The 21613-nt window shown below is 41.1% G+C and carries 23 protein-coding genes; 17 read left to right on the top strand and 6 right to left on the bottom strand.

Annotated features, from left to right (window positions below; genetic code table 11):
- Position 1: 1 nt before the first annotated feature.
- The gene (gene phnE / locus ICL16_RS12250; RefSeq protein WP_190828036.1) at positions 2 to 790 is read left to right on the top strand and encodes a phosphonate ABC transporter, permease protein PhnE; all 789 of its coding nucleotides are present in this window, start codon (positions 2 to 4) and stop codon (positions 788 to 790) included.
- A 204-nt stretch (positions 791 to 994) separates the two neighbouring features.
- Here the strand turns inward: phnE and ICL16_RS12245 are convergent, their stop codons facing one another.
- The 3 genes from ICL16_RS12245 to ICL16_RS12235 all read right to left on the bottom strand — a co-directional run bounded on the left by ICL16_RS12245 (position 995) and on the right by ICL16_RS12235 (position 2402).
- Positions 995 to 1222: a PEP-CTERM sorting domain-containing protein gene (locus tag ICL16_RS12245; RefSeq protein WP_190827884.1), complete on the bottom strand. Its 228-nt coding sequence runs from the start codon at positions 1220 to 1222 to the stop codon at positions 995 to 997.
- Positions 1223 to 1486: 264 nt separating this feature from the next.
- Complete coding sequence (locus tag ICL16_RS12240) at positions 1487 to 2098, bottom strand: (2Fe-2S) ferredoxin domain-containing protein (RefSeq protein WP_190827883.1); 612 nt, start codon at positions 2096 to 2098, stop codon at positions 1487 to 1489.
- Positions 2099 to 2144: 46 nt separating this feature from the next.
- A complete protein-coding gene (locus ICL16_RS12235; RefSeq protein ID WP_190827881.1) occupies positions 2145 to 2402 on the bottom strand; it encodes an Asr1405/Asl0597 family protein in 258 nt (85 codons plus the stop codon).
- A gap of 386 nt (positions 2403 to 2788) precedes the next feature.
- On the opposite strand from ICL16_RS12235, the gene dpsA reads away from it, so the two are divergent.
- From dpsA to ICL16_RS12200, 7 genes are all read left to right on the top strand, one after another.
- A complete protein-coding gene (gene dpsA, locus ICL16_RS12230) occupies positions 2789 to 3343 on the top strand; it encodes a DNA starvation/stress protection protein DpsA (protein ID WP_190827880.1) in 555 nt (184 codons plus the stop codon).
- Positions 3344 to 3855: 512 nt separating this feature from the next.
- The gene (gene carB, locus ICL16_RS12225; RefSeq protein ID WP_190827878.1) at positions 3856 to 7140 is read left to right on the top strand and encodes a carbamoyl-phosphate synthase large subunit; all 3285 of its coding nucleotides are present in this window, start codon (positions 3856 to 3858) and stop codon (positions 7138 to 7140) included.
- A gap of 371 nt (positions 7141 to 7511) precedes the next feature.
- A complete protein-coding gene (locus ICL16_RS12220; RefSeq protein WP_190827872.1) occupies positions 7512 to 8468 on the top strand; it encodes an RNA polymerase sigma factor, RpoD/SigA family in 957 nt (318 codons plus the stop codon).
- Positions 8469 to 8595: 127 nt separating this feature from the next.
- The gene (locus ICL16_RS12215) at positions 8596 to 8943 is read left to right on the top strand and encodes a DUF760 domain-containing protein (protein ID WP_190827869.1); all 348 of its coding nucleotides are present in this window, start codon (positions 8596 to 8598) and stop codon (positions 8941 to 8943) included.
- A 93-nt stretch (positions 8944 to 9036) separates the two neighbouring features.
- Positions 9037 to 9444: an 8-oxo-dGTP diphosphatase MutT gene (gene mutT, locus ICL16_RS12210; RefSeq protein ID WP_190827867.1), complete on the top strand. Its 408-nt coding sequence runs from the start codon at positions 9037 to 9039 to the stop codon at positions 9442 to 9444.
- A 67-nt stretch (positions 9445 to 9511) separates the two neighbouring features.
- Positions 9512 to 9799 carry a type II toxin-antitoxin system Phd/YefM family antitoxin gene (locus ICL16_RS12205; RefSeq protein ID WP_190827865.1) on the top strand — a complete coding sequence of 96 codons (288 nt, stop codon included), beginning with the start codon at positions 9512 to 9514 and terminating at the stop codon, positions 9797 to 9799.
- A 7-nt stretch (positions 9800 to 9806) separates the two neighbouring features.
- The gene (locus ICL16_RS12200) at positions 9807 to 10133 is read left to right on the top strand and encodes a Txe/YoeB family addiction module toxin (protein WP_190827863.1); all 327 of its coding nucleotides are present in this window, start codon (positions 9807 to 9809) and stop codon (positions 10131 to 10133) included.
- Between the two features lie 45 nt (positions 10134 to 10178).
- Here ICL16_RS12200 and ICL16_RS12195 read toward each other — a convergent pair whose 3' ends face one another.
- The gene (locus ICL16_RS12195; RefSeq protein ID WP_190827861.1) at positions 10179 to 11369 is read right to left on the bottom strand and encodes a histidine kinase; all 1191 of its coding nucleotides are present in this window, start codon (positions 11367 to 11369) and stop codon (positions 10179 to 10181) included.
- Between the two features lie 995 nt (positions 11370 to 12364).
- Here ICL16_RS12195 and ICL16_RS12190 point away from each other — a divergent pair.
- The 9 genes from ICL16_RS12190 (at position 12365) to ICL16_RS12150 (ending at position 20220) form a co-directional block, all read left to right on the top strand.
- Positions 12365 to 13228: an LPS biosynthesis glycosyltransferase gene (locus ICL16_RS12190; RefSeq protein ID WP_190827859.1), complete on the top strand. Its 864-nt coding sequence runs from the start codon at positions 12365 to 12367 to the stop codon at positions 13226 to 13228.
- Positions 13229 to 13273: 45 nt separating this feature from the next.
- Positions 13274 to 14617, top strand: a complete 1344-nt coding sequence (locus ICL16_RS12185) for an S-layer homology domain-containing protein (RefSeq protein ID WP_190827857.1) — start codon at positions 13274 to 13276, stop codon at positions 14615 to 14617.
- Positions 14618 to 15099: 482 nt separating this feature from the next.
- Positions 15100 to 16179, top strand: a complete 1080-nt coding sequence (locus ICL16_RS12180; RefSeq protein WP_190827855.1) for an SGNH/GDSL hydrolase family protein — start codon at positions 15100 to 15102, stop codon at positions 16177 to 16179.
- A gap of 9 nt (positions 16180 to 16188) precedes the next feature.
- The gene (locus ICL16_RS12175) at positions 16189 to 16398 is read left to right on the top strand and encodes a hypothetical protein (protein WP_190827853.1); all 210 of its coding nucleotides are present in this window, start codon (positions 16189 to 16191) and stop codon (positions 16396 to 16398) included.
- Entirely contained in the window at positions 16388 to 16720 is a 333-nt protein-coding gene (locus ICL16_RS12170) for an acyl carrier protein (protein ID WP_190827852.1), read from the top strand. Before ICL16_RS12175 ends, ICL16_RS12170 begins: the two co-directional genes overlap by 11 nt.
- A gap of 8 nt (positions 16721 to 16728) precedes the next feature.
- Positions 16729 to 17766: a M42 family metallopeptidase gene (locus ICL16_RS12165; RefSeq protein WP_190827850.1), complete on the top strand. Its 1038-nt coding sequence runs from the start codon at positions 16729 to 16731 to the stop codon at positions 17764 to 17766.
- 143 nt (positions 17767 to 17909) lie between these two features.
- Positions 17910 to 18374, top strand: a complete 465-nt coding sequence (locus ICL16_RS12160; protein WP_190827847.1) for a CBS domain-containing protein — start codon at positions 17910 to 17912, stop codon at positions 18372 to 18374.
- A 62-nt stretch (positions 18375 to 18436) separates the two neighbouring features.
- Positions 18437 to 19090 carry a phycobilisome degradation protein NblB gene (gene nblB, locus ICL16_RS12155; RefSeq protein ID WP_190827846.1) on the top strand — a complete coding sequence of 218 codons (654 nt, stop codon included), beginning with the start codon at positions 18437 to 18439 and terminating at the stop codon, positions 19088 to 19090.
- Between the two features lie 344 nt (positions 19091 to 19434).
- Positions 19435 to 20220 carry an LEVG family PEP-CTERM protein gene (locus tag ICL16_RS12150; RefSeq protein WP_190827844.1) on the top strand — a complete coding sequence of 262 codons (786 nt, stop codon included), beginning with the start codon at positions 19435 to 19437 and terminating at the stop codon, positions 20218 to 20220.
- A 71-nt stretch (positions 20221 to 20291) separates the two neighbouring features.
- Here ICL16_RS12150 and ICL16_RS12145 read toward each other — a convergent pair whose 3' ends face one another.
- A complete protein-coding gene (locus tag ICL16_RS12145) occupies positions 20292 to 20825 on the bottom strand; it encodes a DUF456 domain-containing protein (protein WP_190827842.1) in 534 nt (177 codons plus the stop codon).
- A 9-nt stretch (positions 20826 to 20834) separates the two neighbouring features.
- Positions 20835 to 21494 (bottom strand): cofactor assembly of complex C subunit B, encoded by a 660-nt coding sequence (locus tag ICL16_RS12140; RefSeq protein ID WP_190827840.1) that lies wholly within the window; start codon positions 21492 to 21494, stop codon positions 20835 to 20837.
- Between the last annotated feature and the right edge of the window lie 119 nt (positions 21495 to 21613).

The following is a 21613-nucleotide window of genomic DNA, read 5'->3' as shown; positions in this document are numbered from 1 at the left end:
GATGAAAAATATTGAACGTTTTAGAAAACAATACTCTTGGGTAAGTAGTCTACTCATCCTATGCTTTGTTATAGTAATTTATAGTTGGGCATTGCAAGGTCTTCGCGTCGATTTCGCACTACTCAAAAACAGCTTGCCTTACATCCAAGATTTTGTCTCTCGGTTGTTTCCTCCCAATCTACAAGTTCTTGACATAGCAATTAAAGCACTAATTGAAACTGTACAGATGTCTTTATGGGGAACAACCATCGGCGCAATTCTTTCACTGCCAATTGCCATTGCTAGCGCCCGCAACATCGCCCCCCCTGGGTTGCAAGTCTTAGCTAATTTACTACAAAATGCTGTACGTTCTGTCCCTTCGATTGTATTAGGACTACTCTTTGTCGCAGCTACCGGATTAGGCGCACCTGCTGGCACTTTAGCTTTAAGTATCTATACAATTGGTTACTTAGGTAAGTTTTATCAAGAAGCAATTGAAGCAGTCGATCCCCACACTATAGAATCTTTACGAGTGATTGGTGCATCTAGAATCCAAATCGCTCAATACGGAATTTTACCCCAAGTAATGCCTTTGGGTTTAGGATATACTTTATGGATGTTTGAGTATAACATTCGTGCCGCTTCTGTACTAGGTGTAGTTGGAGCAGGCGGGATTGGTTTCCAGTTAAAAAGTTATATAGATGGCTTCGAGTACACCAAGGCAACTACTATGATGTTGGTGCTACTGGTAGTAGTCACTGTAATTGATGCCCTCAGCAGTGAATTACGTCATCGATTGGATTCATTATAGATCCCCAGTGCTTTTCATTAGTGCTTTTGATTCTATAGGGATTGAACTATATTAGAATACCTCATTTGCTATTTTTAGTAGCTCTCATACCAAATCCGCCGTTAAAACCTATATCTTGTAGAGACGTTACATGTAACGTCTCTACATTAAATGTGGTTTTTCAAGAAGGTTGTAAAAACCGGGTTTGGAATCGATAATTAGCAATTATGATTTTTGCACTGCACCCTTTTTCAGCTTATAAGCTAGCAATGTGCCACCCAATGCTAGAGAAACTACTATTGTTGATGGCTCTGGTACATCTGTTGTGTTTCTCGCCACTGCTTGTTGTTGGGTAGAGTTGTTATTGTTTTGTGGTGGTTTTTGATTACTGTCGCCGCCTCCTCCAAAGAGGGATATTACTAATGCGACTGCTCCGGCTATAGCATATTCCATTGTCACAATTCCTTTTTTGTATAGGTGTGGTATTGGTAGATACACCTATATATTTCTTTAGAGACGCGAAATTCCGCGTCTCTACGTTATTTGTTTAATCTATAACTTTGAGACTGTGTATTTATACATATTATAGTATAAAAACTTTTTGGTATTAAAAACTAAAAACCCAGTTTCTGTGAAGAAACCGGGTTTTTCAAGAATTTGGCACATATCTTGCCCAAAATATACGTGGTGATTATCTCAGTTATATAAAAACCCGGCTTAGGATACCGGGTTTGTCGATGCAAAATGTTTATTCATAAGTGTGGGAACTTGTGCAGCACTAATACGGCTATAGCGAGTTTTGTCGGGCATTACCAAGTTTGGTCCTGCTTTACAATTTTTCATACAGCCAGTGCCTTTGATTGTCACCTGCTCTTCTAAGCCGTTTTCACTCAAAGCTGCTTCCATCGCCTGACAAACTTCTTTACCACCGCGTTTCATACAATCAGACTTTTGACATATTAATATAGTAGCTTTCGCTGTTTTTTTCTTAGCATCGGTTGAGGAAGCGGGGACGAGTTCCAATCTTGAAGCAGATATTGTCGAAAATGTCTGCGCCTCAACTCTAGCCGCCATTACTCTTTCGGCTTTCAGTTTGATTTCACCAGTCTCGATATCGTGCTTTTTTTCACCGACAACTTGCAGCCATGTACCTGGTGCTAACCGTAAGTCAAAAGCAGCCCTTAAATGTTTAGCTAGTTTAACGTAGCATTCACCTTCAGGAGTGGCTAGTATCAAACCCTTAAGTTTATAGCCATCTTTAATGACAAAGTTTAGAAATTGTCCTTCAAGATGAAATTGTGATACTTCGTTACAGTAGGATTTGCTCATTTCGACCTCCTTTATTAATACAAGCAATAGGGTAGTGGTAGCTTGATTATTGTTTGTAGCGTTTGTACCAGCATAACTCAAGAGACCTAATTAGTTCTGCGCGGGCAATTGTGAATTGCCGCACGACGCTCCAAAGTTGAACTGCCGCTATGGTGTTACCAATTTCTACTGTTAATGGCTGATTAGTCCCACACGAGCAAGGAATGCCCAATTCCTTTAAGCGTTGATAAACTTGCCAACGGTCTGCCCAATCTACATCTACAGTGTATGCTTGTGCCTGTGGTTGTGAAAGTATTGATTTCAAGACAGTTTACCTCAAAGTGCAACAATATCGCAGTAATTCCTGCGGGTTTGGTGGCTGAGCTTTCTCATGGTCGAAAGTTCAGCCTCTTAAATAAGCATACCTTAGGTGCAAACTTTTCTCATTAATTTTAGAATAAAAAATTAAAAAATTCTATATTCGCGAAAAAAAAGAAATTTACATATCATAATTTAAACTTGGTGTCAAATAAAACGCTCCACACAGTTAATTAGTATGAAAAAAGTGGTGAAAAATTAAGATATAATGCTTTTTTTTTGCAATAAGGTTAAAAAAGTTGGAAATTTGTGGTGCTTACTATAATTTTTAAAATGTTAATATGTAGAGACTAAGCAGTCTGCATCTATAACTGCTCAAAAGCGAGGAGAACAATGTCTGAAACGCAAACTTTGTTACGGAATTTTGGTCAAGTTTATGACAATCCCATCTTGCTGGACAAAACTGTAACCGAGCCAGTATGTGAAGGATTTAACATCGCCTTAGCAAGTTTCCAGGCGCTGTATATCCAGTACCAAAAGCATCATTTTGTTGTGGAAGGAGCAGAATTTTATCAGCTACATGAATTCTTCAGCGATAGCTACGAACAAGTTCAAGAACATATCCATGAAATTGGAGAACGCTTGGATGGACTGGGCGGAGTACCTGTAGCTACCTTCAGCAAATTAGCAGAATTATGCGCCATTGAACAAGAACCAGATGGCGTGTTTTCTAACCGTCAAATGGTAGAAAATGACCTGAAAGCCGAGCAAGCAATGATTAACCTAATTCGTCGCCAAGCAGCACAGGCAGAGAGTTTAGGCGATCGCGCTACCCGGTATTTGTACGAACAAATTCTCTTAAAAACTGAGGAAAGAGCTTACCACTTGTCTCACTTCCTTGCTCATGACAGCTTAACCTTGGGATTTGTTCAACCTGCTCGTAACTAAGAAACTCATAATCTAGTTTAGCTTACCACAAACTCGCACAAAAGCAGGAAAGACTAGACTTTTAATAAAAGAAAATGGCAGAGAGGTACATTTTTACCAACCTCTCTGCCATTTTTACTTGGAGTAAATATAAAACTCAATATTTTTTCGGAAAATTTTTTATAATTCTGCTAATTAGCAAACATTTTTATTTAATTTTATTCTTACTACGAAATCATCAACCAGACATCTGTCTAAATAAGTAGCTTATTAGGGAAAAAATTTGTCAGCTTAAATAGAAGAAAATTGCAAATAAATTCCCAGATACCCGACAACTTTTACGAAGTCGGGTATCTTTCCAACAATTAGTTTTTCCCCCCTACAGCCCCCAACCCCAGAGGGAACCCCTAGCCCCCACTCACAAACTCCCCCCAATTGTCATGAAACCTGGAAAAGTTGATAATAAAAGCGTGAGTGAGGGGGAAAGAACTTTAAAATAATCTGGATTTGTATTCTATAACTCCACAAAGACTATGCCCCGCCGCGAAGACATCAGGAAGATTCTGCTACTAGGTTCTGGTCCGATAGTAATCGGACAAGCAAGTGAGTTTGACTATTCTGGAACCCAGGCTTGTAAGGCGTTGCGAGAAGAAGGTTATGAAGTGGTGCTAATTAATTCCAATCCCGCTACCATCATGACCGATCCGGAAACAGCCTCTAGCACCTACATTGAGCCACTCACACCAGAAATAGTGGAACTCGTTGTTGCCAAAGAACGCCCCGACGCCATACTTCCAACAATGGGAGGGCAAACAGCACTCAACCTAGCTGTGGCTTTAGCAAAAAATGGCGTGTTGGAAAAATACAACGTTGAGTTAATTGGCGCTAAGCTACCAGCCATTGAGAAAGCTGAAGACAGAAAACTTTTTAACGAAGCAATGGCGCGGATTGGGGTAAATGTGTGTCCCAGTGGAACAGCTTCATCTTTAGACGAAGCTAAGGCGATCGCCAAACAAATTGGCACTTATCCCTTGATTATTCGTCCTGCCTTTACAATGGGAGGTACAGGAGGAGGGATCGCCTACAACGAAGAAGAATTTGCCGAAATGGCACAAGTAGGTATAGACGCTAGTCCAGTATCGCAAATTCTCATCGACCAATCCCTACTAGGTTGGAAAGAATACGAATTAGAAGTAATGCGAGACTTGGCAGATAACGTTGTGATTATCTGCTCCATTGAAAACCTTGATCCAATGGGTATCCACACAGGAGACTCAATTACTGTCGCCCCCGCTCAAACCCTTACCGATAAAGAATACCAGCGGCTGCGGGATATGGCAATTAAAATTATCCGCGAAATTGGCGTAGAAACTGGTGGTTCTAATATCCAGTTTGCTATCAATCCGGTTAATGGGGAAGTGGTTGTAATTGAAATGAATCCCCGCGTTTCCCGTTCTTCTGCTTTGGCTTCTAAAGCTACTGGTTTCCCCATTGCGAAGATAGCAGCAAAGCTAGCTGTCGGCTACAGATTGGATGAAATTAAAAATGACATCACCAAAAAAACTCCAGCTTCCTTTGAACCAACGATTGATTATGTGGTAACAAAGGTTCCTCGCTTCGCTTTTGAAAAGTTCCCCGGTTCTGAGCCAGTACTGACAACGCAAATGAAGTCTGTTGGGGAAGCTATGGCTATCGGACGGACTTTCAACGAGTCTTTCCAAAAAGCTTTGCGTTCTTTGGAAACTGGGCGTGCTGGTTGGGGTTGTGATGGTAAAGAAAAGTTACCCAGTGGTGAACAAATTCGCGCTCAATTGCGGACGCCAAATCCAGAGCGTATTTTCGCTGTACGTCACGCTATGCAGTTGGGAATGAGTATTGAGGAAATTTACGAGTTAACAGGTATTGATCCTTGGTTTCTCGATAAGATGCAGCAACTGCTGGAGGTGGAAAAATTCCTGAAGCGGACTCCTTTACAGGAGTTGACACTAGAGCAAATGTATGATGTGAAGCGCCAAGGTTTTAGTGATCGCCAAATTGCTTATGCGACGAAAACTACTGAAGATGAGGTTCGTGCCTTCCGCCAAAACTTAGGTGTGATTCCGGTTTACAAAACAGTGGATACTTGCGCTGCTGAATTTGAGGCTTTTACTCCCTATTACTACTCTAGCTATGAAGAAGAAAACGAGATACTACCAACCACAAAACCTAAAGTGATGATTTTGGGTGGAGGACCTAACCGAATTGGGCAGGGTATTGAGTTTGACTATTGTTGTTGTCACGCCGCTTATGCTCTTAAGGAGGCTGGGTATGAAACGATTATGGTTAATTCTAATCCGGAAACGGTGTCTACAGATTATGATACTAGCGATCGCCTCTACTTTGAGCCTTTGACTAAGGAAGATGTGCTAAATATTATTGAGGCGGAAAATCCGGTTGGGGTGATTGTTCAGTTTGGGGGACAAACGCCTTTGAAGTTGGCGGTGTCGTTGCAGGAGTTTTTGAACCGCAAAGACGCCAAGGACGCACAGAAAGAGGGAATTGTTACTAAGATTTGGGGTACTTCTCCGGATTCGATTGATATTGCTGAGGATCGGGAGCGGTTTGAGCAGATTTTGGCACAGTTGAAGATTGCTCAGCCACAAAATGGGATTGCTCGGACTTATGAGGATGCTTTGGTTGTTGCTCAACGTGTTGGTTATCCGGTGGTGGTACGTCCTAGTTATGTTTTGGGGGGAAGGGCGATGGAAATTGTCTACTCTGATACTGATTTGGAACGCTACATGACTTTTGCTGTGCAGGTGGAGCCAGAACATCCGATTTTGATTGATAAGTTTTTGGAAAATGCGATTGAAGTGGATGTGGATGCGATCGCTGACAGTACTGGGCAGGTAGTTGTTGGTGGTATTATGGAACACATTGAGCAGGCTGGTATTCATTCTGGTGATTCTGCTTGCACAATACCTTCTATTTCGCTTCCACCATTAGTATTAGATCAAATTCGCTCCTGGACGGTGCAGTTGGCGAAGGCTCTGAAGGTTGTGGGGTTGATGAATATTCAGTTTGCTGTGGTTGGTTGTCAAAGTTATTCTCCCCAAGTTTATATTTTGGAAGCTAATCCCCGCGCTTCTCGTACTGTACCTTTTGTTTCTAAGGCGATTGGTGTACCACTGGCGAAAATTGCCTCTTTGATTATGTCTGGTAAAACTTTGGCTGAGCTAGGTTTTACTCAAGAAGTCATCCCGGAACATATTGCTGTTAAGGAAGCGGTGTTACCGTTTAATAAATTCCCTGGTACTGATGTAATTTTGGGACCGGAGATGCGCTCTACTGGTGAGGTGATGGGAATTGATAGCGACTTTGGACGCGCTTTTGCTAAGGCGTCCATGGGCGCTGGGGAGCGTTTACCTTTGACTGGCACGGTGTTTGTGTCGATGAACAACCGCGATAAAACTGCTTCTGTTCCTGTGGTGAAGGAATTTATTGAATTGGGTTTTTCTGTGCTGGCGACAGATGGAACACGCCGCGTTCTGCGCGAACATGGGTTAGATGTGGAGTTAGTACTAAAACTTCATGAAGGGCGTCCTCATGTGTTGGATGCAATTAAAAATCACAAAATTCAACTGATTGTCAATACACCTTCAGGAGAGGAAGCACGAGCAGATGCTAGACTCATCCGCCGTACTGCTTTGACTTACAAAATCCCGATCATCACTACTATTGCAGGCGCAAAAGCAACCGTTGCCGCCATTCGTTCCCTGCAACAAACAACTTTAGATGTGAGGAGCATTCAGGAATATAGCACAGTACCTAAGTCTTGAAGTAGGGCAGTTCTGGGTAGGGAGTAGGGGGGCAGGGGAGAAAAACTAATTGTTAGCTCCCTCTCTCCCTAAAATGGCTGTGTAAATTTCTTCTCATAAATGTTACAATAGTCAACAATAAAGAAAAATAAGCTAAAATAATTTTTAACTAGCTACCTATTATCTAACTTTGGATAAATGTAAGCAAAAGGAGAAAACAGTAAACTCTGGCAGTAAATAGTCAGAGATAATAAAAATTAGGCATCAGTTTCATCAAGCGCACTAATTGCGCTTAATTTGCATTTCCCAGGAACACTGGAACACCCAAGTCAAGACAGATATCAGTTAGCTACGAAGTCGTTAAACCCATCATTACTATAGAGTACGACGCCATGAAGACTGCTCAGACAGCAACAGACCTTGTGCGGACTTATTTACGAGAGATTGGACGTGTACCGCTCTTAACCCACGAGGAGGAGATTTTTTATGGCAAACAAGTTCAGCGTGCAACTAGCTTGCATATGGTGAGAGAAACTTTGGCGCTCCAATTAGGTCGTCAACCAACTATACCAGAGTGGGCGACAGCAACGGCATTAGAACCACCAGAGTTGAATGAAGCGATCGCAGATGGAGAAATCGCTAAACGCAAGATGGTAGAAGCCAATTTGCGATTGGTGGTATCGGTAGCGAAAAAGTATATTAAGCGGAACGTTGATTTACTCGACTTGATTCAAGAAGGTAGCATAGGAATGCAACGGGGTGTAGAAAAGTTTGACCCCACCAAAGGTTACAGATTCTCTACTTATGCTTATTGGTGGATTCGCCAAGCAATTACCAGGGCGATCGCCGAAAAAGGTCGTACAGTTCGCTTACCTATCCATATTACCGAAAAATTAAATAAAATTAAAAAGGCGCAGCGTCAATTATCCCAACAATTAGGACGTGCCCCCAGTATTTCTGAGTTAGCTCAAGAATTGGAGTTGACTCCTAGACAAGTACGAGAGTACCTAGAAAAGGCTCGCTTACCATTATCATTAGATTTACGTTTAGGAGATAATTACGACACTGAACTTGGAGAAATGTTAGAAGATCCAGGCGCTTCTCCAGAAGACTTTGTGACGCAATCTTCTCTATCTTACGATTTAGATCGCCTCATGACACAACTTACGCCACAACAAAGAGAAGTAATCTCCCTACGCTTTGGTTTAGCTGATGGACAAGCACTAACTTTAGCAAGAATTGGCGAACTACTAAATATTAGTCGTGAACGAGTGCGGCAAATAGAACGGGAAGCCTTATCTAAACTGCGTAAGTCTAAAGCCAATATTGATGAATATTTGGCAAGCTAATCGTAAAACCCGCTAAATTTGGTACGGTTACACCGACTACCAGATCCCAAATAGCTTGTTACATTAGTTTTCAAGAACATAAGAAATTTAGCTAAAGACCCAGTTGTGGTAAACAAGGAGAGATAACGTGAATAACTCATCTAATCGCGTCTCTGAATTTTTTGACAGTGAGTCTGAAACAGGCAACATGCTCATGCAATACGTTAAATCTCTAACTCCAGAGACAATTACACAGCTATCTAAACCTACATCTAATGATGTATTTCAGGTAATGGAGCATAACATTATTGGATTGTTAGGAAACATGCCTTCAGAACACTTTAATGTTACAGTTACTACTAATAGAGAAAATCTTGGTCGTTTACTCGCTTCGGCTATGATGAGTGGTTATTTCTTACGTAATGCTGAACAGAGAATGAACTTTGAAATGGCGTTACGCGGAACTGAAGCCAACAACTCTGAAGAAGTTGAATAGTAAGTTCAGCTTAAAGAATGAAAATCAAATATAGTAATAAAATACAAGCTCGGTAGTGATCAAGTCTGCCGAGTTTTTTAGTTATAACTACCCATGACAAAAACCTCTCCCCCACATAAAATCATTGGTGTCGCTGTAATCTGGAACGACTTAGGGCAAATTCTAATCGACCGCCGTCTTCCTGAAGGAGTTATGGGTGGTTTGTGGGAATTTCCCGGCGGTAAAATCGAACCGGGTGAAACTGTCGAAGATTGTATTAAACGAGAAATTCACGAGGAAATAGGAATAGAGATTGAAGTGGGTGAACATCTAACCACAATCGATCACACTTATACCCACTTGCGCGTTACCCTCACTGTGCATCACTGTCGCCATCTAACTGGTATTCCTCAACCAATTGAATGTGCTGAAATTCGCTGGGTAAACTTGGATGAGTTAGAACAATTTGAATTTCCGCAAGCAAATTTTCAGATTATTCAGGTTTTACGTCAGAGTGTTTAAGTAATTTTTGTAATTTTGTGTAACGATACATTTATTATGGAAAAATAAATAGATACAGGAACTGAAAATGACTAGTCAAAAAACCTATGTCGAAGCTTGTAACGACTTTGATAAAATTTACAATGAGGCAATTAAAAGCCGAGAACCTGTAGTTGTCTCTCGCGAAGGTGGTGAAAGCGTATCCGTAATTCCTACATCAGAGCTTAACAATATTATAGAAACAGCCTACCTATTTCAGTCACCTGAAAATGCAGCTCGTCTTTTAGATGCTTTACAACGTGTTAAAGCAAAGACTAATGAACCTCAGACTATAGAGGAGCTTCGTAAAGAGTTTAATTTATACGAAGAAGACTAACAAGTCAATGCCAGAAAATCTAGAACCAGAAGAACTCTCTCAATTTGAAATTTCTCAAGATATCTCAGAACAAGACCTCGTTTTTGACAGGCGGTTTTTAGAAGATCTCACCTATTGGGTAGAGACAAATAGAAAGGTTGCACTTCGAGTTTTATCTCTAGTTGAAGAAATCAGACGTAATCCTTTTGAAGGAACAGGTAAACCAGAAAGATTAAAATACTATGACGTTAACATATGGTCACGGCGACTCACTCAAGTAGATCGCATTGTTTATGTAGTAAGTCATAACCGCATTGAGTTTATTCAAGCTCGCTATCATTATAGCGATCGCTGACAAGGAACGAGACTCAGTAGAGACTTCGTCTGATCGCGTCTCTACTTAACTAGGATAAACTGGTAATATAAAGTGAAATAAAGCACCGTTACTAGGTGGTGCAGGGTCAACCCAAATTTGACCGTAGTGCGCTTTGATGATACGTTGGCATAAGCATAGTCCAATGCCATAGCCTTCTGTACCTTCATCCCGTTCTAAGCGATAGTGCTGTTCAAAAATTGCTAAGCGATTTTCTTCAGGAATCCCAGGACCAGTATCGCCTATACTAAATTGAACTTTTTGTGTAGTACGGTGTAGCCCAGAAATACTGATAGTGCCATCAGCAGGTGTATATTTTATAGCATTGTCTAAAAGATTGATGAGCACTTGACGTATACGTTCTGGATCTGCATATACACACGGTAAATCTTCGGGGATGTCTTTCTTGATTTTGAGGGATTTGGCTGTGTAGCGATGGCGCAATTCTTCGAGTACTTCAAAACAAAGATTGCCAAGCTCCATCTTTTGTGGTTGAATAGGAATCTCACTATCTTGACCACGACCTACCTGCAAAAGGTCAGTAATCATCCGGTCAATGATTTTAGTTTGGCTGCGGGCTTGTTTAAATAGATGCGCCGTCATTGCAGGTGACAAACGCTCGAATTCACCTTTGTCTAAATTGTAGTTAGATTGTAAAGTATCTAAGGCGATCGCACAAGCTGTGAGAGGATTGCGCAGATCGTGTGCTAACATAGCAATTACTCTATCTTTAAACTGTATCTGCTCCTGCAGCTTGTCTTTCTCCTGTTTCAAACGAAAAATTTCATCTGATAGTTTGAGTAATTCAGCAGAAACAGCAACTGAGCGGATTGAGGCAACAGGCGTACTAACACGACCATTTTCCTCTAAACTTTCTTGTAAACCATTCTGTAATGTTAAGTAGGTATCTATAGCTACTTGCCAACGAGGCCACCAGTTCTTCAGCTGAGCGACTATATTACTACCTGCCAAGATTTGTCGTGGTTCGGGATGGATTTTGATTAAAGCTGGTGTTGCTACCAGTTTAAAGTGTTCTGCTAGATAGGGTTGTTGCCCGACATCAATAATTTGGAGCTCAAATTTGTAATCAGCCTCCAATTGTCTGAGGTAAGAGCGAATTCGCTGCACTTGTTGTCGAGACTTTGGACGCTCATCGACAAAAAGTAACAGTTGGAGAGGAGCCTCTGAATAAATAGGCTGATCCTGGGAAACTTGCATGTAATCTCGTTTCAGCACGGGTAATATACCAACGACGCTCTACAGTTCTTAAAAATTACTGGTGGCTGTTGATGGAATGGTCATTCTATTTTTTTCAATTTAATATCTATTTTAGATTTTTCTTACTACACATCCACATAGGTTTTTGAATACGACACATATTTCTCGATTTTTCCCTCCCTCTAGCCCTAGCTTTTTTTCTTGAGAACCTGAAAAATGTTGCTGCGCCGTCATTTTCTCTCAGTCAAATTCTTTCGTCAAGCCCAACTGAGAGCTTTTCATAGTACCATCACAAACAGCGCTCACAAAACTTCCATCTGCTTAAGCTCATTTGGTACAAGCTGAAAAAGCATTTTCTCTAGGAGCTCAGTCTCACAATCCAAGAGTTACTGAAGCCGCAATAGATCCTGCCTACAAATTAGATGCTCTTGAGGCGCTTCTTTATACCAGGTTTTTGCCAATGCCTGATACTGGCATTTTGATAGTGCTACCACACCCAGTCTACCATTGTCTACTCAATACTCAATTATATTTAGTTGAGCAAGAGTGTAGCTTGAACGTTATTTATTTCCATCCTTGGGTGTGGGTGGGAGTTTACTTCCAGCTTAGCACTTGCGATGGTGAACGATCGCTTTATGCTATTGTATGGCAAATTAGATTGTGGCTTTATGGTGGATTTAAAAAATCTGCCTATTACTTATACTGTTATTTGACGTGTTTTAAATTGCTGCCAAGCTCCATCATGAGAGAATTTAGCGCCATTTATTAAGTATTAATACTGAGATTTTCTGAGGAAAATAATTGAGACAACATCTTGCCGTATAACAAAAGAATTGACTATAACAGAGTTATTTCAATTTATTCCGTGAAAACGGAGTGCGGCTATCAGTAGGAACACTTGAGGAGATGGCGATCGCCCAGAGAGTAAAATAGCAGCGTATGCCGTAACGCTCTGATTAATTTGACATAATTAATTATCCTAAAATTTTTACTAAATGAAACTTGATTCTTTAAACACAAATACTAACCAAATCTTGCCTTCAGATCTTGTTAACAGTATAGATAAAGTCTTAATTATTGCCTACAAAGAATCAACCGAGCAGCTAGAAGAAACCTTAAATAGAGAAGGCTTAGCCTGCGTTGTGCAAAGACAAGAAACCAAACCAGAATATCAAAACTTTTCGCGGAGTTACTTGTGCCTGCTCAATCATCAAAGAGCTTGGGAAAAAGCCGCACTCTTATCAAAACCAACTCTAATTATGGAAGCAGATTTTGTGCCAGTGCTTGGGTTGGGCAAACTTCCTCTACCATTTAATCCGCATCAAAGTGATGTGGGAATTAGTTGGCTATATACTTGTGCGCCGCAGGTGTATAGCATTTCACCTGATGGTTATGCTGAAGGATTTTCCGTTTCCACAGTTGCCTACATTGTTACACCCCAAGGAGCGAGGTGCTTGCTTGACTTATTGAAGGAAGTGACAGAAAAAAAAGGAGCCACTACTTACTCAAGTTGGGATTCCACCATCGATCCATTTCTTCGTCAGCGAAAGCTGAAGAACTATATTCCTTGGCGGAATTATGGTGAACATGGGGGTTTACCCAATCCAGAACATCATCAAAATAATTTGAGTAAAACTCATCGCGCTGATGTTCTCTATGGTAAGCTAGCATTTATGCCCATGTATGCAGTTAACGGTAGCAGACAGCAGTTTCTCATGATTAGGCTTCAGGCTCGTCTGAAAGGAATAGCGCGTCTGGTAACAGGACGCTTTTTACGTCTTCGAGTTCTTCAAGGTTCCAGTACACCAGCTAAAATACTTAGGTTTGCAGTTTTTCGACATTTTTCCTTAATTCCTTGACTCCATGCGCTACGGTAGGAAATGACACTCAATTTGTGATTTCCTGTGGTGCGCTGTAAACGTCCAACGATATTTCTGAGTTTGGCTGTTTTACTCACCTCTTTAACAGCCTGTGCTAACACTCCAGTTGCCAAAAACCTGGAGCAATCTTTGGCGGCAGATTCCAGGTTGAAAGATAACCCTGTTTCCTTTGGCGCTAACCAGGTAAGTAATAGCCAACCTACGCCAACTACTCAACCAACAGTTCAATTACCTGCCGATTTTCCCAAAGAAATTCCCGTATATCCTAATGCCAACCTACTTGAAGTTACACCTTCTAGTAATTCTGCACGCTGGACAAGTTCCGACCCTAGTAATATAATTGCTAGCTATTATCAGCAACAGTTTCAGGCAAATAACTGGCAAATTTTGTCAAATTCTAACGATCAAAATGGGTTGCTAGAGGCAAAACGTAATGATGTACAGGTAAAAGTTTCGATTCAGCCAAAATCAGTTACCAACGCTGCACCTAATCAACCACAAACAGCCACTGAATTGCTAATTGAGTACAGACGCGGCGAAGCAACAGCACAAAGTACCCCAACTCCTGAAGCTTCTCCTAATGAAACTATTTCACCAGGCAGTCCGCAATTTATTGGTCCTTCTGCACCAGCAACACCATTGAGTGTAGCAGCTAATCAAAATACTACTACACCAGCACAAGAAATTGCTGATTTGAAAGGTACACCATCTGAGTTACAGCAATACGTAAAGGACTTAGTAGCTTTGGGTGTTATACCTGTACAAGCAAATACAGCTAAGAGTAATAGCGCTACTACCAACCAATTTGAACCGGGTAAAACTATCACCCGTAGAGAATATGCTCGTTGGTTGGTTGCTGCTAACAATGCGATGCATGCCAACAATCCGGCGAAGCAGATTCGCTTGGCATCACAAAGCGCTCAACCTGCTTTTCGTGATGTGCCGAAAACACATCCTGATTTTCCCGCAATTCAGGGACTTGCAGAAGCAGGGTTAATTCCGAGTTCTTTATCAGGAGATTCTACAGCAGTTTTGTTTCGTCCCGATGCACCACTGACACGAGAACAATTGATTTTATGGAAAATACCTCTCGATATCCGTTCTTCTTTGCCTACAGCAAATATAGATACAGTTAGGCAAACTTGGGGTTTTCAAGATGCGGCAAAAATTGATCCTCTAGCGTTACGCGCAGTATTGGCTGATTTCCAAAACGCGGAAAAATCTAATATCCGTAGGGTATTTGGTTATACAACGCTGTTCCAACCTAAGAAGCCAGTTTCTAGGGCTGAGGCTGCTGCTGCTTTGTGGTACTTCGGTACTCAGAGTGAGGGTGTGTCGGCTGTTGATGCTTTGAAGTTGAAGTCATAAATATCCCCTAAAGATACCCGACTTCTTCAAGAAGTCGGGTATCTATTTTACTTTAGGATGTACTGACTAATGATTGCTTATTGAATCTAAAATTGATTGTACTTCTATAGTAAGCATTACAAATTTGGTGATGTAAATAAACAAATAACTAACATAGTTATTTACTTTAAATTACTATAGCGCTCCTAAATGATTTTCAAATATGACTGTTTTGACTGATGACTGCTAACAGTTGACAGTCAACTGTCAACTGTCAACTGTTAACAGCCCAAACGAAAAGTTTGTAACTCAAATAGGATTGCTATATAGTAATCCTATTTGAATGCTCGGAAACGAACCGCTGAATAGTAGGGGTACAATAATATTGTGCCCCTACTTGTATGGCTGCTCAATATAAAAATTAGGTAAAGATAAACTTTTACTATAATTATATTTGATATTATCAGGTAAAATATAACATAAAATTTTATTTCTAGAAAGAAATGAGAAAACAATTTATCGCAGCAGGCTTTGTTTTCTTCTCCTTAATTTCCGCCCAGAAGGCAACGGCTGCTGATTTTAGTCAGTTAGTTGTCTTCGGTGACAGTCTTTCTGATACTGGCAATACGTTTAATATCAGCGGAGGATTAATCAATCCCACAACAGCCATTCCCCCAAATCCGCCCTACTTTCAAGGACGTTTTTCTAATGATTTGGTTTGGGTGGACTATGTTGGAGAGCAACTAGGATTAACCCCCACTTTATTCACTGCCCTTACTACCACTATTCCTACCCAAGGCATTAATTTCGCCATAGGGGGTGCTAATTCCGGCACGGGTAACGCGATCGTTCCTAATATACCCCTACCAGGAGTCCAAGAGCAAGTCGGCTTGTTTGCGCAACCCTTACTTACCAGTAATCAAACCGCAGATCCCAATGCCCTCTTTGCTGTGTGGGGAGGCGGAAATGATTACTTGTTTGGTAACGTTACCGATCCTAATCAAACAGTTCAAAATTTATCAAATTCGGTAGCGACACTTGCCTCTGTTGGCGCAAAAAATATTTTGGTATTTAACTTGCCAGATTTGGGCAAAACTCCAGCAGCCTTGGCGGCGGGAAACTCCAGCAATTTAACTACTTTAACAACCATTCATAATGCTGCACTGGCATCAGCTTTGAGTCAACTTAGCTCATCAAACCCTGGTGTCAATATCATTCCTGTTGATGTTTATTCCCTAATTAATCGAATCATCGCCAATCCAGGAGAATTTGGTTTCAACAATGTTACCGCATCTTGTGTAATAGGTGACTTACAGAACATCACAAGTGTATGTAACAATCCCAATGACTTTTTGTTCTTTGATGCCGTGCATCCCTCAACAAACGCTCATAGGTTAGTAGCAGACACAGTATTTTCGGCAACTAATGCTACCTCAGTTCCCGAACCAACGGCTACGTTGGGTATATTAGCACTTGGTATCGGTGCAGCAGGAGTGCTAAAACGTAAACAAAAACAGTCAGCGATTGCGCGGAGCGCAGCGGCAAAGCCGAACGCACCTGCGAGTCGGGTTCAGGAGGTTTAAGCTAAGATAATGCTAGAAGACCCGGATAAACCGAAAGAAGTTTGGACTGATTATGTTTGGGCGGAGGATGAAGCTCAAGCGATTAAGAAATGTCAGCTAAAGGCAGAAAAAGCAACCATTGAAGGAAAGACTTATGTCAAATTAATTGGTATACCAAAGAAAGTTGGCAAGGGTAAACGTTACGAATGTACTTTTGAAGGTGAAAATTATGACACTTGAGCTTCCAGTTATTCCTAAGCTAGGAGAAGTTTTTTTGGCAGTGGATTTAACTGCTGTGAGAAATATGACTCTTGCAGAAACATTAAAAGTGCTTGAGAATATGGGTTATAACCCCACCCTGCGGTATCGACAATCGCTTGATGGAACAGTCTCCGTTTATGCTCTCCTAGTACACGAGCATGTTAACCCAGAAATATTGCAAAACTCTGATTACCTTGGAGAAGAATTAGACGCACTTGCTGAAGTAATTCAGCCAGCAGATGCCATTACGTCACCGCGCGGGATTATGTCAGCTTTGACGCCAGTACCCGCAAGGCGTTAGTATAAGGTATGTGGAACTACGAACATCTATTCAAAAATATTGAAGAATTGGTAATGCACCATTCTCCAAGTGGTGCTGAAGCAGAAATTAATCAGTATTTGATGCAGCGCTTTGCGGCACTGGGTGTAGAAGTTTGGCACGATCGCGCCGATAATATCATAGCCAAAATACCAGGTAAAAATTTATCTGGAGCGATCGCCATCACCGCCCATAAAGATGAAATTGGCGCGATTGTGAAAACTGTAGGCGATAAAGGTAGAATTGAAGTCCGCAAACTGGGTGGGGCATATCCGTGGGTTTACGGTGAAGGTGTAGTAGATTTACTAGGGGATAATGAAACTATTAGTGGTATTCTCAGCTTTGGTTCCCGTCATGTCTCCCATGAATCACCTCAACAAGTTCAGCAGGAAAAGACTTCCGTAAAGTGGGAAAACGTTTGGGTGGAGACAAAATGCACATCTGCTGAATTAGAAGCGGCAGGTGTTCGAGCCGGAACCAGAATGGTTGTGGGCAAACATCGCAAGCGTCCCGTTCGTCTCAAAAATTATGTAGCAAGTTATACTTTAGATAATAAAGCCTCTGTTGCCATTCTCTTGGCTTTAGCAGAAAAACTCAAACAGCCAGCAGTAGATGTTTATTTAGTCGCATCAGCAAAAGAAGAAGTAGGGGCAATTGGAGCGCTTTTCTTTACTCAACACCAGCGTTTAGATGCGTTGATTGCACTGGAAATTTGTCCCCTCGCACTAGAATACCCAATTGAAGATGGGGAAAGTCCGGTGATACTATCTCAAGATAGCTATGGCATTTACGATGAAACACTCAATGGGCAACTGCGTGACTGCGCAAAGCAACTAAATCTGCCAGTACAGTTAGCAATTTTAAGTAAGTTTGGTAGCGATGCTTCTATTGCAATGAAATTTGGGCATGTTGCCCGCGCCGCTTGCTTAGCATTTCCCACGCAAAACACTCATGGTTATGAAATTGCCCATCTCGGAGCGATCGCCAACTGCATCAATTTATTAGAAATATTTTGCAATACCCCGTAGAGACGTTCCGCCGGAACGTCTGTACAGTAAGCCGCCGGAACGTCTGTACAGTTTTTTATCAAATTAATTACAAAAGCAAAATTTCCGACAATGATCTAGTAGACTCTTAAACGAGTCTGTTTTTTACTGAGAACACTATCCCAATGTCTAAAACTGTAGCCGATGTAATGACCCGTAATCCAACTGTAGTTAAGCGGGAAACTCCTCTAAAAGAAGCTATTCAGATTCTGGCACAACAACATATTAGTGGACTATCTGTAGTAGATGACGCTCTTCAGTTAATCGGCATTATCTCAGAAACAGACTTGATGTGGCAAGAGACTGGCGTTACTCCTCCGGCGTACATCATGTTCCTCGATAGCGTTATCTATTTACAAAATCCTGTAACTTACGATCGCGACTTGCATAAAGCACTAGCGCAAACAGTTGGGGAACTAATGAGTGTAAACCCTGTGACTACCTCCCCAGACAAAACTATTACAGAAGCAGCAAAAATAATTCAAGAACATAAGGTTCACCAATTGCCAGTACTTGACAGCGCGGGTCAAGTAGTTGGTATGCTCACTCTTAGTAACATTATTCAGGCAATGGCAGCAAGTGAAGATTAGTTAACTGTTAACTGTTAACTGTTAACTGAGAACAAAATTCTTTTACAAATTAGGATAGTTAAATGAGCATTACCCCTGAATCGGTTAAGCAATTGCTCAGTTCAGAAGATTTGGGCGATCGCTTGCGTGCAGTCAATCAAATTCGCGAATTAGAACCAACAATTGGTTTTGAATTACTTCAAACCCCTATTGAAGATAGCAATGCCCGTGTGCGATACTCAGCCGTGAGTCAGTTGGATACACTGGGCGGACAAAATTTAGATTTGTCCTTAAATATATTACGTCGGTTGCTCAAAGATCCAGAGCCGGATGTACAAGCAGCAGCGGCAGACAGTTTAGGCGCACTTAAATTAAAAGCAGCTTTTGACGACTTACAACAGCTTTACCAAACTAGCAATGAGTGGATTGTAAAATTTAGCATTATCGCTGCATTAGGAGAGTTAAGCGAACCGCGTTCCTTTGAATTACTCAAGGAAGCACTCTCATCAGACAATGGGTTAATCCAAACTGCTGCCATTAGTTCTCTTGGTGAGTTGGGAGATACACAAGCAGTTCCCTTACTTGCTCCTTTTGCTGACAACCCTGATTGGCAAATCCGTTACAGAGTCGCGCAAGCTTTGAATAATTTAGGCAGTACAGATGCTAAAGATATTTTAGCGTCTCTCGCTAATGATGAAGTAGAAGCTGTAGCTACAGAAGCGAAAAAAGCTATATAGAAGGAGACAGGAAACAGGAGAAATTACTGGTTAATTTTTCATAGATCCTCAAGATAGCTCCCCGATTTCGTAAAAGTTGTCGGGGAGCTTGCGGTTTTTACTTAATTTAGTTTTTAATTTTAAACTTATTCAATAAATCTCAAGTTGTAAACTTACTTATTTATTAGTTATCTACTTAAGTAAAATAAAAAACTTTATTTCACAGTAAAGATTGTATTAATTTGGACTTTCTAACTACCAGAATAGAAAAAATCGAAATAAATTAGTTTCAGAGGCAAAAAGCACGCAACAACTTGTGAATACTGCCTCCTAAAAAATAAAAAATTGTTAGAAAGCGAGATCTTATGCGAAATATTAAAGTTGTAGTGGCAACAATTTTCAGCACAATGGGTTTAGGTTTAGCGGTTATGCCTGCTGCTCATGCTGCTTCTCTGATTCCTCAACAAGAAGGTGAAGTTAAACTCACCAACGTGTCATGTGTCGCCAGCACTTGTATAGATGTAGAGAAAGATATGGGTTTCAAAGTGACAAGTCTGGGCTACGACTTTGATAGTAAAGGACCACAGTATGGACTCTCGCGTTTATTTGTTGATAAAAGTGCTACGGCAAATGATTGGGGTTTTGGAATTAAATTTGGTCAACAGGATGCAGGAACTAACACAGCTTCTAATCAATTCTGGTATCGCCCTGTAGCTTATCAAGCGGCAACAGCTAATTCTGCTCCAACAGGAAATAGTACTCCAGCAGAAGGTAGTCAGTTGGAAATTGGTCGGTTTAAGTTTGAATTAGGTAACATATTTTCCGAAGTGAAAATAGACTTCTTTGATGTGGAAGATGGTGGTACTGGTATTTTAGAAGTGAATGGAACTCCAGTTCAACAGCTACTTGCTGCAGGACCTGACAGTAACATTCAATCGTTAACATTGAAAAACGTCAGTTCTTTCGTAGTTCAAATGGGTAAGCCCGGTCCTGATAGTATATTTAAACAAACTGGAGATGGTGTCAGGTTGTCAGGGCTAACAGTAGGCGCAACTGTACCTGAACCGGGAACTGTTATGAGCTTAGGTGCTTTAGCTGTGGTAGGAGTGTTTGGCTTGCGCCGAGGTAAAAAATTTATCAGCGCAGGTTAAGGAAATTGCTTTAACTAGACACATATATAGGGACACGGCAATGCCGTGCCCCTACGTTCTTTGTTGGTAAATTAACCACCATAAACTTGAGTCCAAGTTGTGACAAGAAAAACCACAACTGCACCGAGTGCTAACAACCCTTGAATCAAATTGCCTACCAACGTACCGAAGATAATTCCTAAACCAGCCTTAACAGCTTGCTGCCAATCTCGTCGAAAAAGGTACTCACCAATAATTGCCCCAAGAAGTGGTCCTAACAATATTCCCAATAAAGGACCACCAAATGGTAAAGTTGGCAATAATCCCAAAAACCCTACAATCAATCCCACAATTGCGCCAATTTGTCCCCACTGGCTAGCACCTGCTTTTTTTGCTCCCAAGTAGCCAGCTAAGAAATCAACACCAAGACTAAGAAGCAAAACTACAACTGTTACAATTAGTGGTATTTTTACTGCCGTAAAGGAACCACTAATAACTCCCCATATTATAACTGCAGCTAAAATTAAACTAGATCCTGGAAGTACGGGAACCATCGCGCCGACTACACCGACAGCCATCACGACGACTAGTAACCAGTAAATAATTTGCCAATAAGTATTTTGCATAGAATTTTGTTATTTATCTTTGTTAATTATCCCCTCATTTAAAGTAACAGCTAATTTATCTGCAATGCCTGCAATCCAATTTTCATCTTGTTTAGTATAACTGCGTGGAGCATTAGCGCCCAAAATTAGGACGCCTTGGTTGCCAATCGGTTGACAAATTACACCTTGAGTATTTTCTGGCAAATAATCAAATTCAATCCTGCCTGGATAAACTTTCAAATCAACCAGATACACTGGCTTTTGTTTTTCCAACACTCGGTTTAAAATTGGTCCTGGTAAAACTTCTGATTTAGTTCCCAAAATGCCGCGCCGTAACAAAACTTTACCTTGAGCAAAAACTACAACTGAGCGTGTGACTGTATTGGTTAATAATAAATGAGATGCCCAAGCTAGTTCGATTTTGACGGCTTGGCTTAAATCAGGAGCAAGTACAAAACCTTCTTCTCCAATTAACTCTACAGCATCAGGCGATCGCGGTTGTACTTGTTGCCAGATTAACCCGGTCAAAATCAAGATTGCACTTAAAATTACACCCAGAGCATCAGCACGCGCTTGAGAAGAAGTCAGTTCTGGTGTGAGAATACGATTAACCAGCAAAAGTACAGCGCCTAACCCACCCACGACAATAGGTAGACGCCGCAAAATTCGATTCGGATCGGGTTTAGCCATATGATAAATTTAGTCAGTCGTACAGACGCTCCGGCGGAGCGTCTGTACAGGAGGCAGCATCATCACAAGTTAAAAGGTAACAAAATAATTGTCTTTCTTTTTACTTTTTACTTTTTACT

This window comes from Iningainema tapete BLCC-T55 (assembly GCF_014698965.1).
Taxonomy (GTDB): Bacteria; Cyanobacteriota; Cyanobacteriia; order Cyanobacteriales; family Nostocaceae; genus Iningainema; species Iningainema tapete.
This window is presented reverse-complemented; position numbering and strand designations above follow the sequence as displayed.

What these genes read in the sequence shown, in the direction of transcription:
- phnE (WP_190828036.1), top strand. Translation starts at nt 2, where the DNA reads ATGAAAAATATTGAACGTTTTAGAAAACAATACTCTTGGGTAAGTAGT.
- ICL16_RS12245 (WP_190827884.1), bottom strand. Translation starts at nt 1,222, where the DNA reads ATGGAATATGCTATAGCCGGAGCAGTCGCATTAGTAATATCCCTCTTT.
- ICL16_RS12240 (WP_190827883.1), bottom strand. Translation starts at nt 2,098, where the DNA reads ATGAGCAAATCCTACTGTAACGAAGTATCACAATTTCATCTTGAAGGA.
- dpsA (WP_190827880.1), top strand. Translation starts at nt 2,789, where the DNA reads ATGTCTGAAACGCAAACTTTGTTACGGAATTTTGGTCAAGTTTATGAC.
- carB (WP_190827878.1), top strand. Translation starts at nt 3,856, where the DNA reads ATGCCCCGCCGCGAAGACATCAGGAAGATTCTGCTACTAGGTTCTGGT.
- ICL16_RS12220 (WP_190827872.1), top strand. Translation starts at nt 7,512, where the DNA reads ATGAAGACTGCTCAGACAGCAACAGACCTTGTGCGGACTTATTTACGA.
- mutT (WP_190827867.1), top strand. Translation starts at nt 9,037, where the DNA reads ATGACAAAAACCTCTCCCCCACATAAAATCATTGGTGTCGCTGTAATC.
- ICL16_RS12205 (WP_190827865.1), top strand. Translation starts at nt 9,512, where the DNA reads ATGACTAGTCAAAAAACCTATGTCGAAGCTTGTAACGACTTTGATAAA.
- ICL16_RS12200 (WP_190827863.1), top strand. Translation starts at nt 9,807, where the DNA reads ATGCCAGAAAATCTAGAACCAGAAGAACTCTCTCAATTTGAAATTTCT.
- ICL16_RS12195 (WP_190827861.1), bottom strand. Translation starts at nt 11,369, where the DNA reads ATGCAAGTTTCCCAGGATCAGCCTATTTATTCAGAGGCTCCTCTCCAA.
- ICL16_RS12190 (WP_190827859.1), top strand. Translation starts at nt 12,365, where the DNA reads ATGAAACTTGATTCTTTAAACACAAATACTAACCAAATCTTGCCTTCA.
- ICL16_RS12180 (WP_190827855.1), top strand. Translation starts at nt 15,100, where the DNA reads ATGAGAAAACAATTTATCGCAGCAGGCTTTGTTTTCTTCTCCTTAATT.
- ICL16_RS12175 (WP_190827853.1), top strand. Translation starts at nt 16,189, where the DNA reads ATGCTAGAAGACCCGGATAAACCGAAAGAAGTTTGGACTGATTATGTT.
- ICL16_RS12170 (WP_190827852.1), top strand. Translation starts at nt 16,388, where the DNA reads ATGACACTTGAGCTTCCAGTTATTCCTAAGCTAGGAGAAGTTTTTTTG.
- ICL16_RS12165 (WP_190827850.1), top strand. Translation starts at nt 16,729, where the DNA reads ATGTGGAACTACGAACATCTATTCAAAAATATTGAAGAATTGGTAATG.
- ICL16_RS12160 (WP_190827847.1), top strand. Translation starts at nt 17,910, where the DNA reads ATGTCTAAAACTGTAGCCGATGTAATGACCCGTAATCCAACTGTAGTT.
- nblB (WP_190827846.1), top strand. Translation starts at nt 18,437, where the DNA reads ATGAGCATTACCCCTGAATCGGTTAAGCAATTGCTCAGTTCAGAAGAT.
- ICL16_RS12150 (WP_190827844.1), top strand. Translation starts at nt 19,435, where the DNA reads ATGCGAAATATTAAAGTTGTAGTGGCAACAATTTTCAGCACAATGGGT.
- ICL16_RS12145 (WP_190827842.1), bottom strand. Translation starts at nt 20,825, where the DNA reads ATGCAAAATACTTATTGGCAAATTATTTACTGGTTACTAGTCGTCGTG.
- ICL16_RS12140 (WP_190827840.1), bottom strand. Translation starts at nt 21,494, where the DNA reads ATGGCTAAACCCGATCCGAATCGAATTTTGCGGCGTCTACCTATTGTC.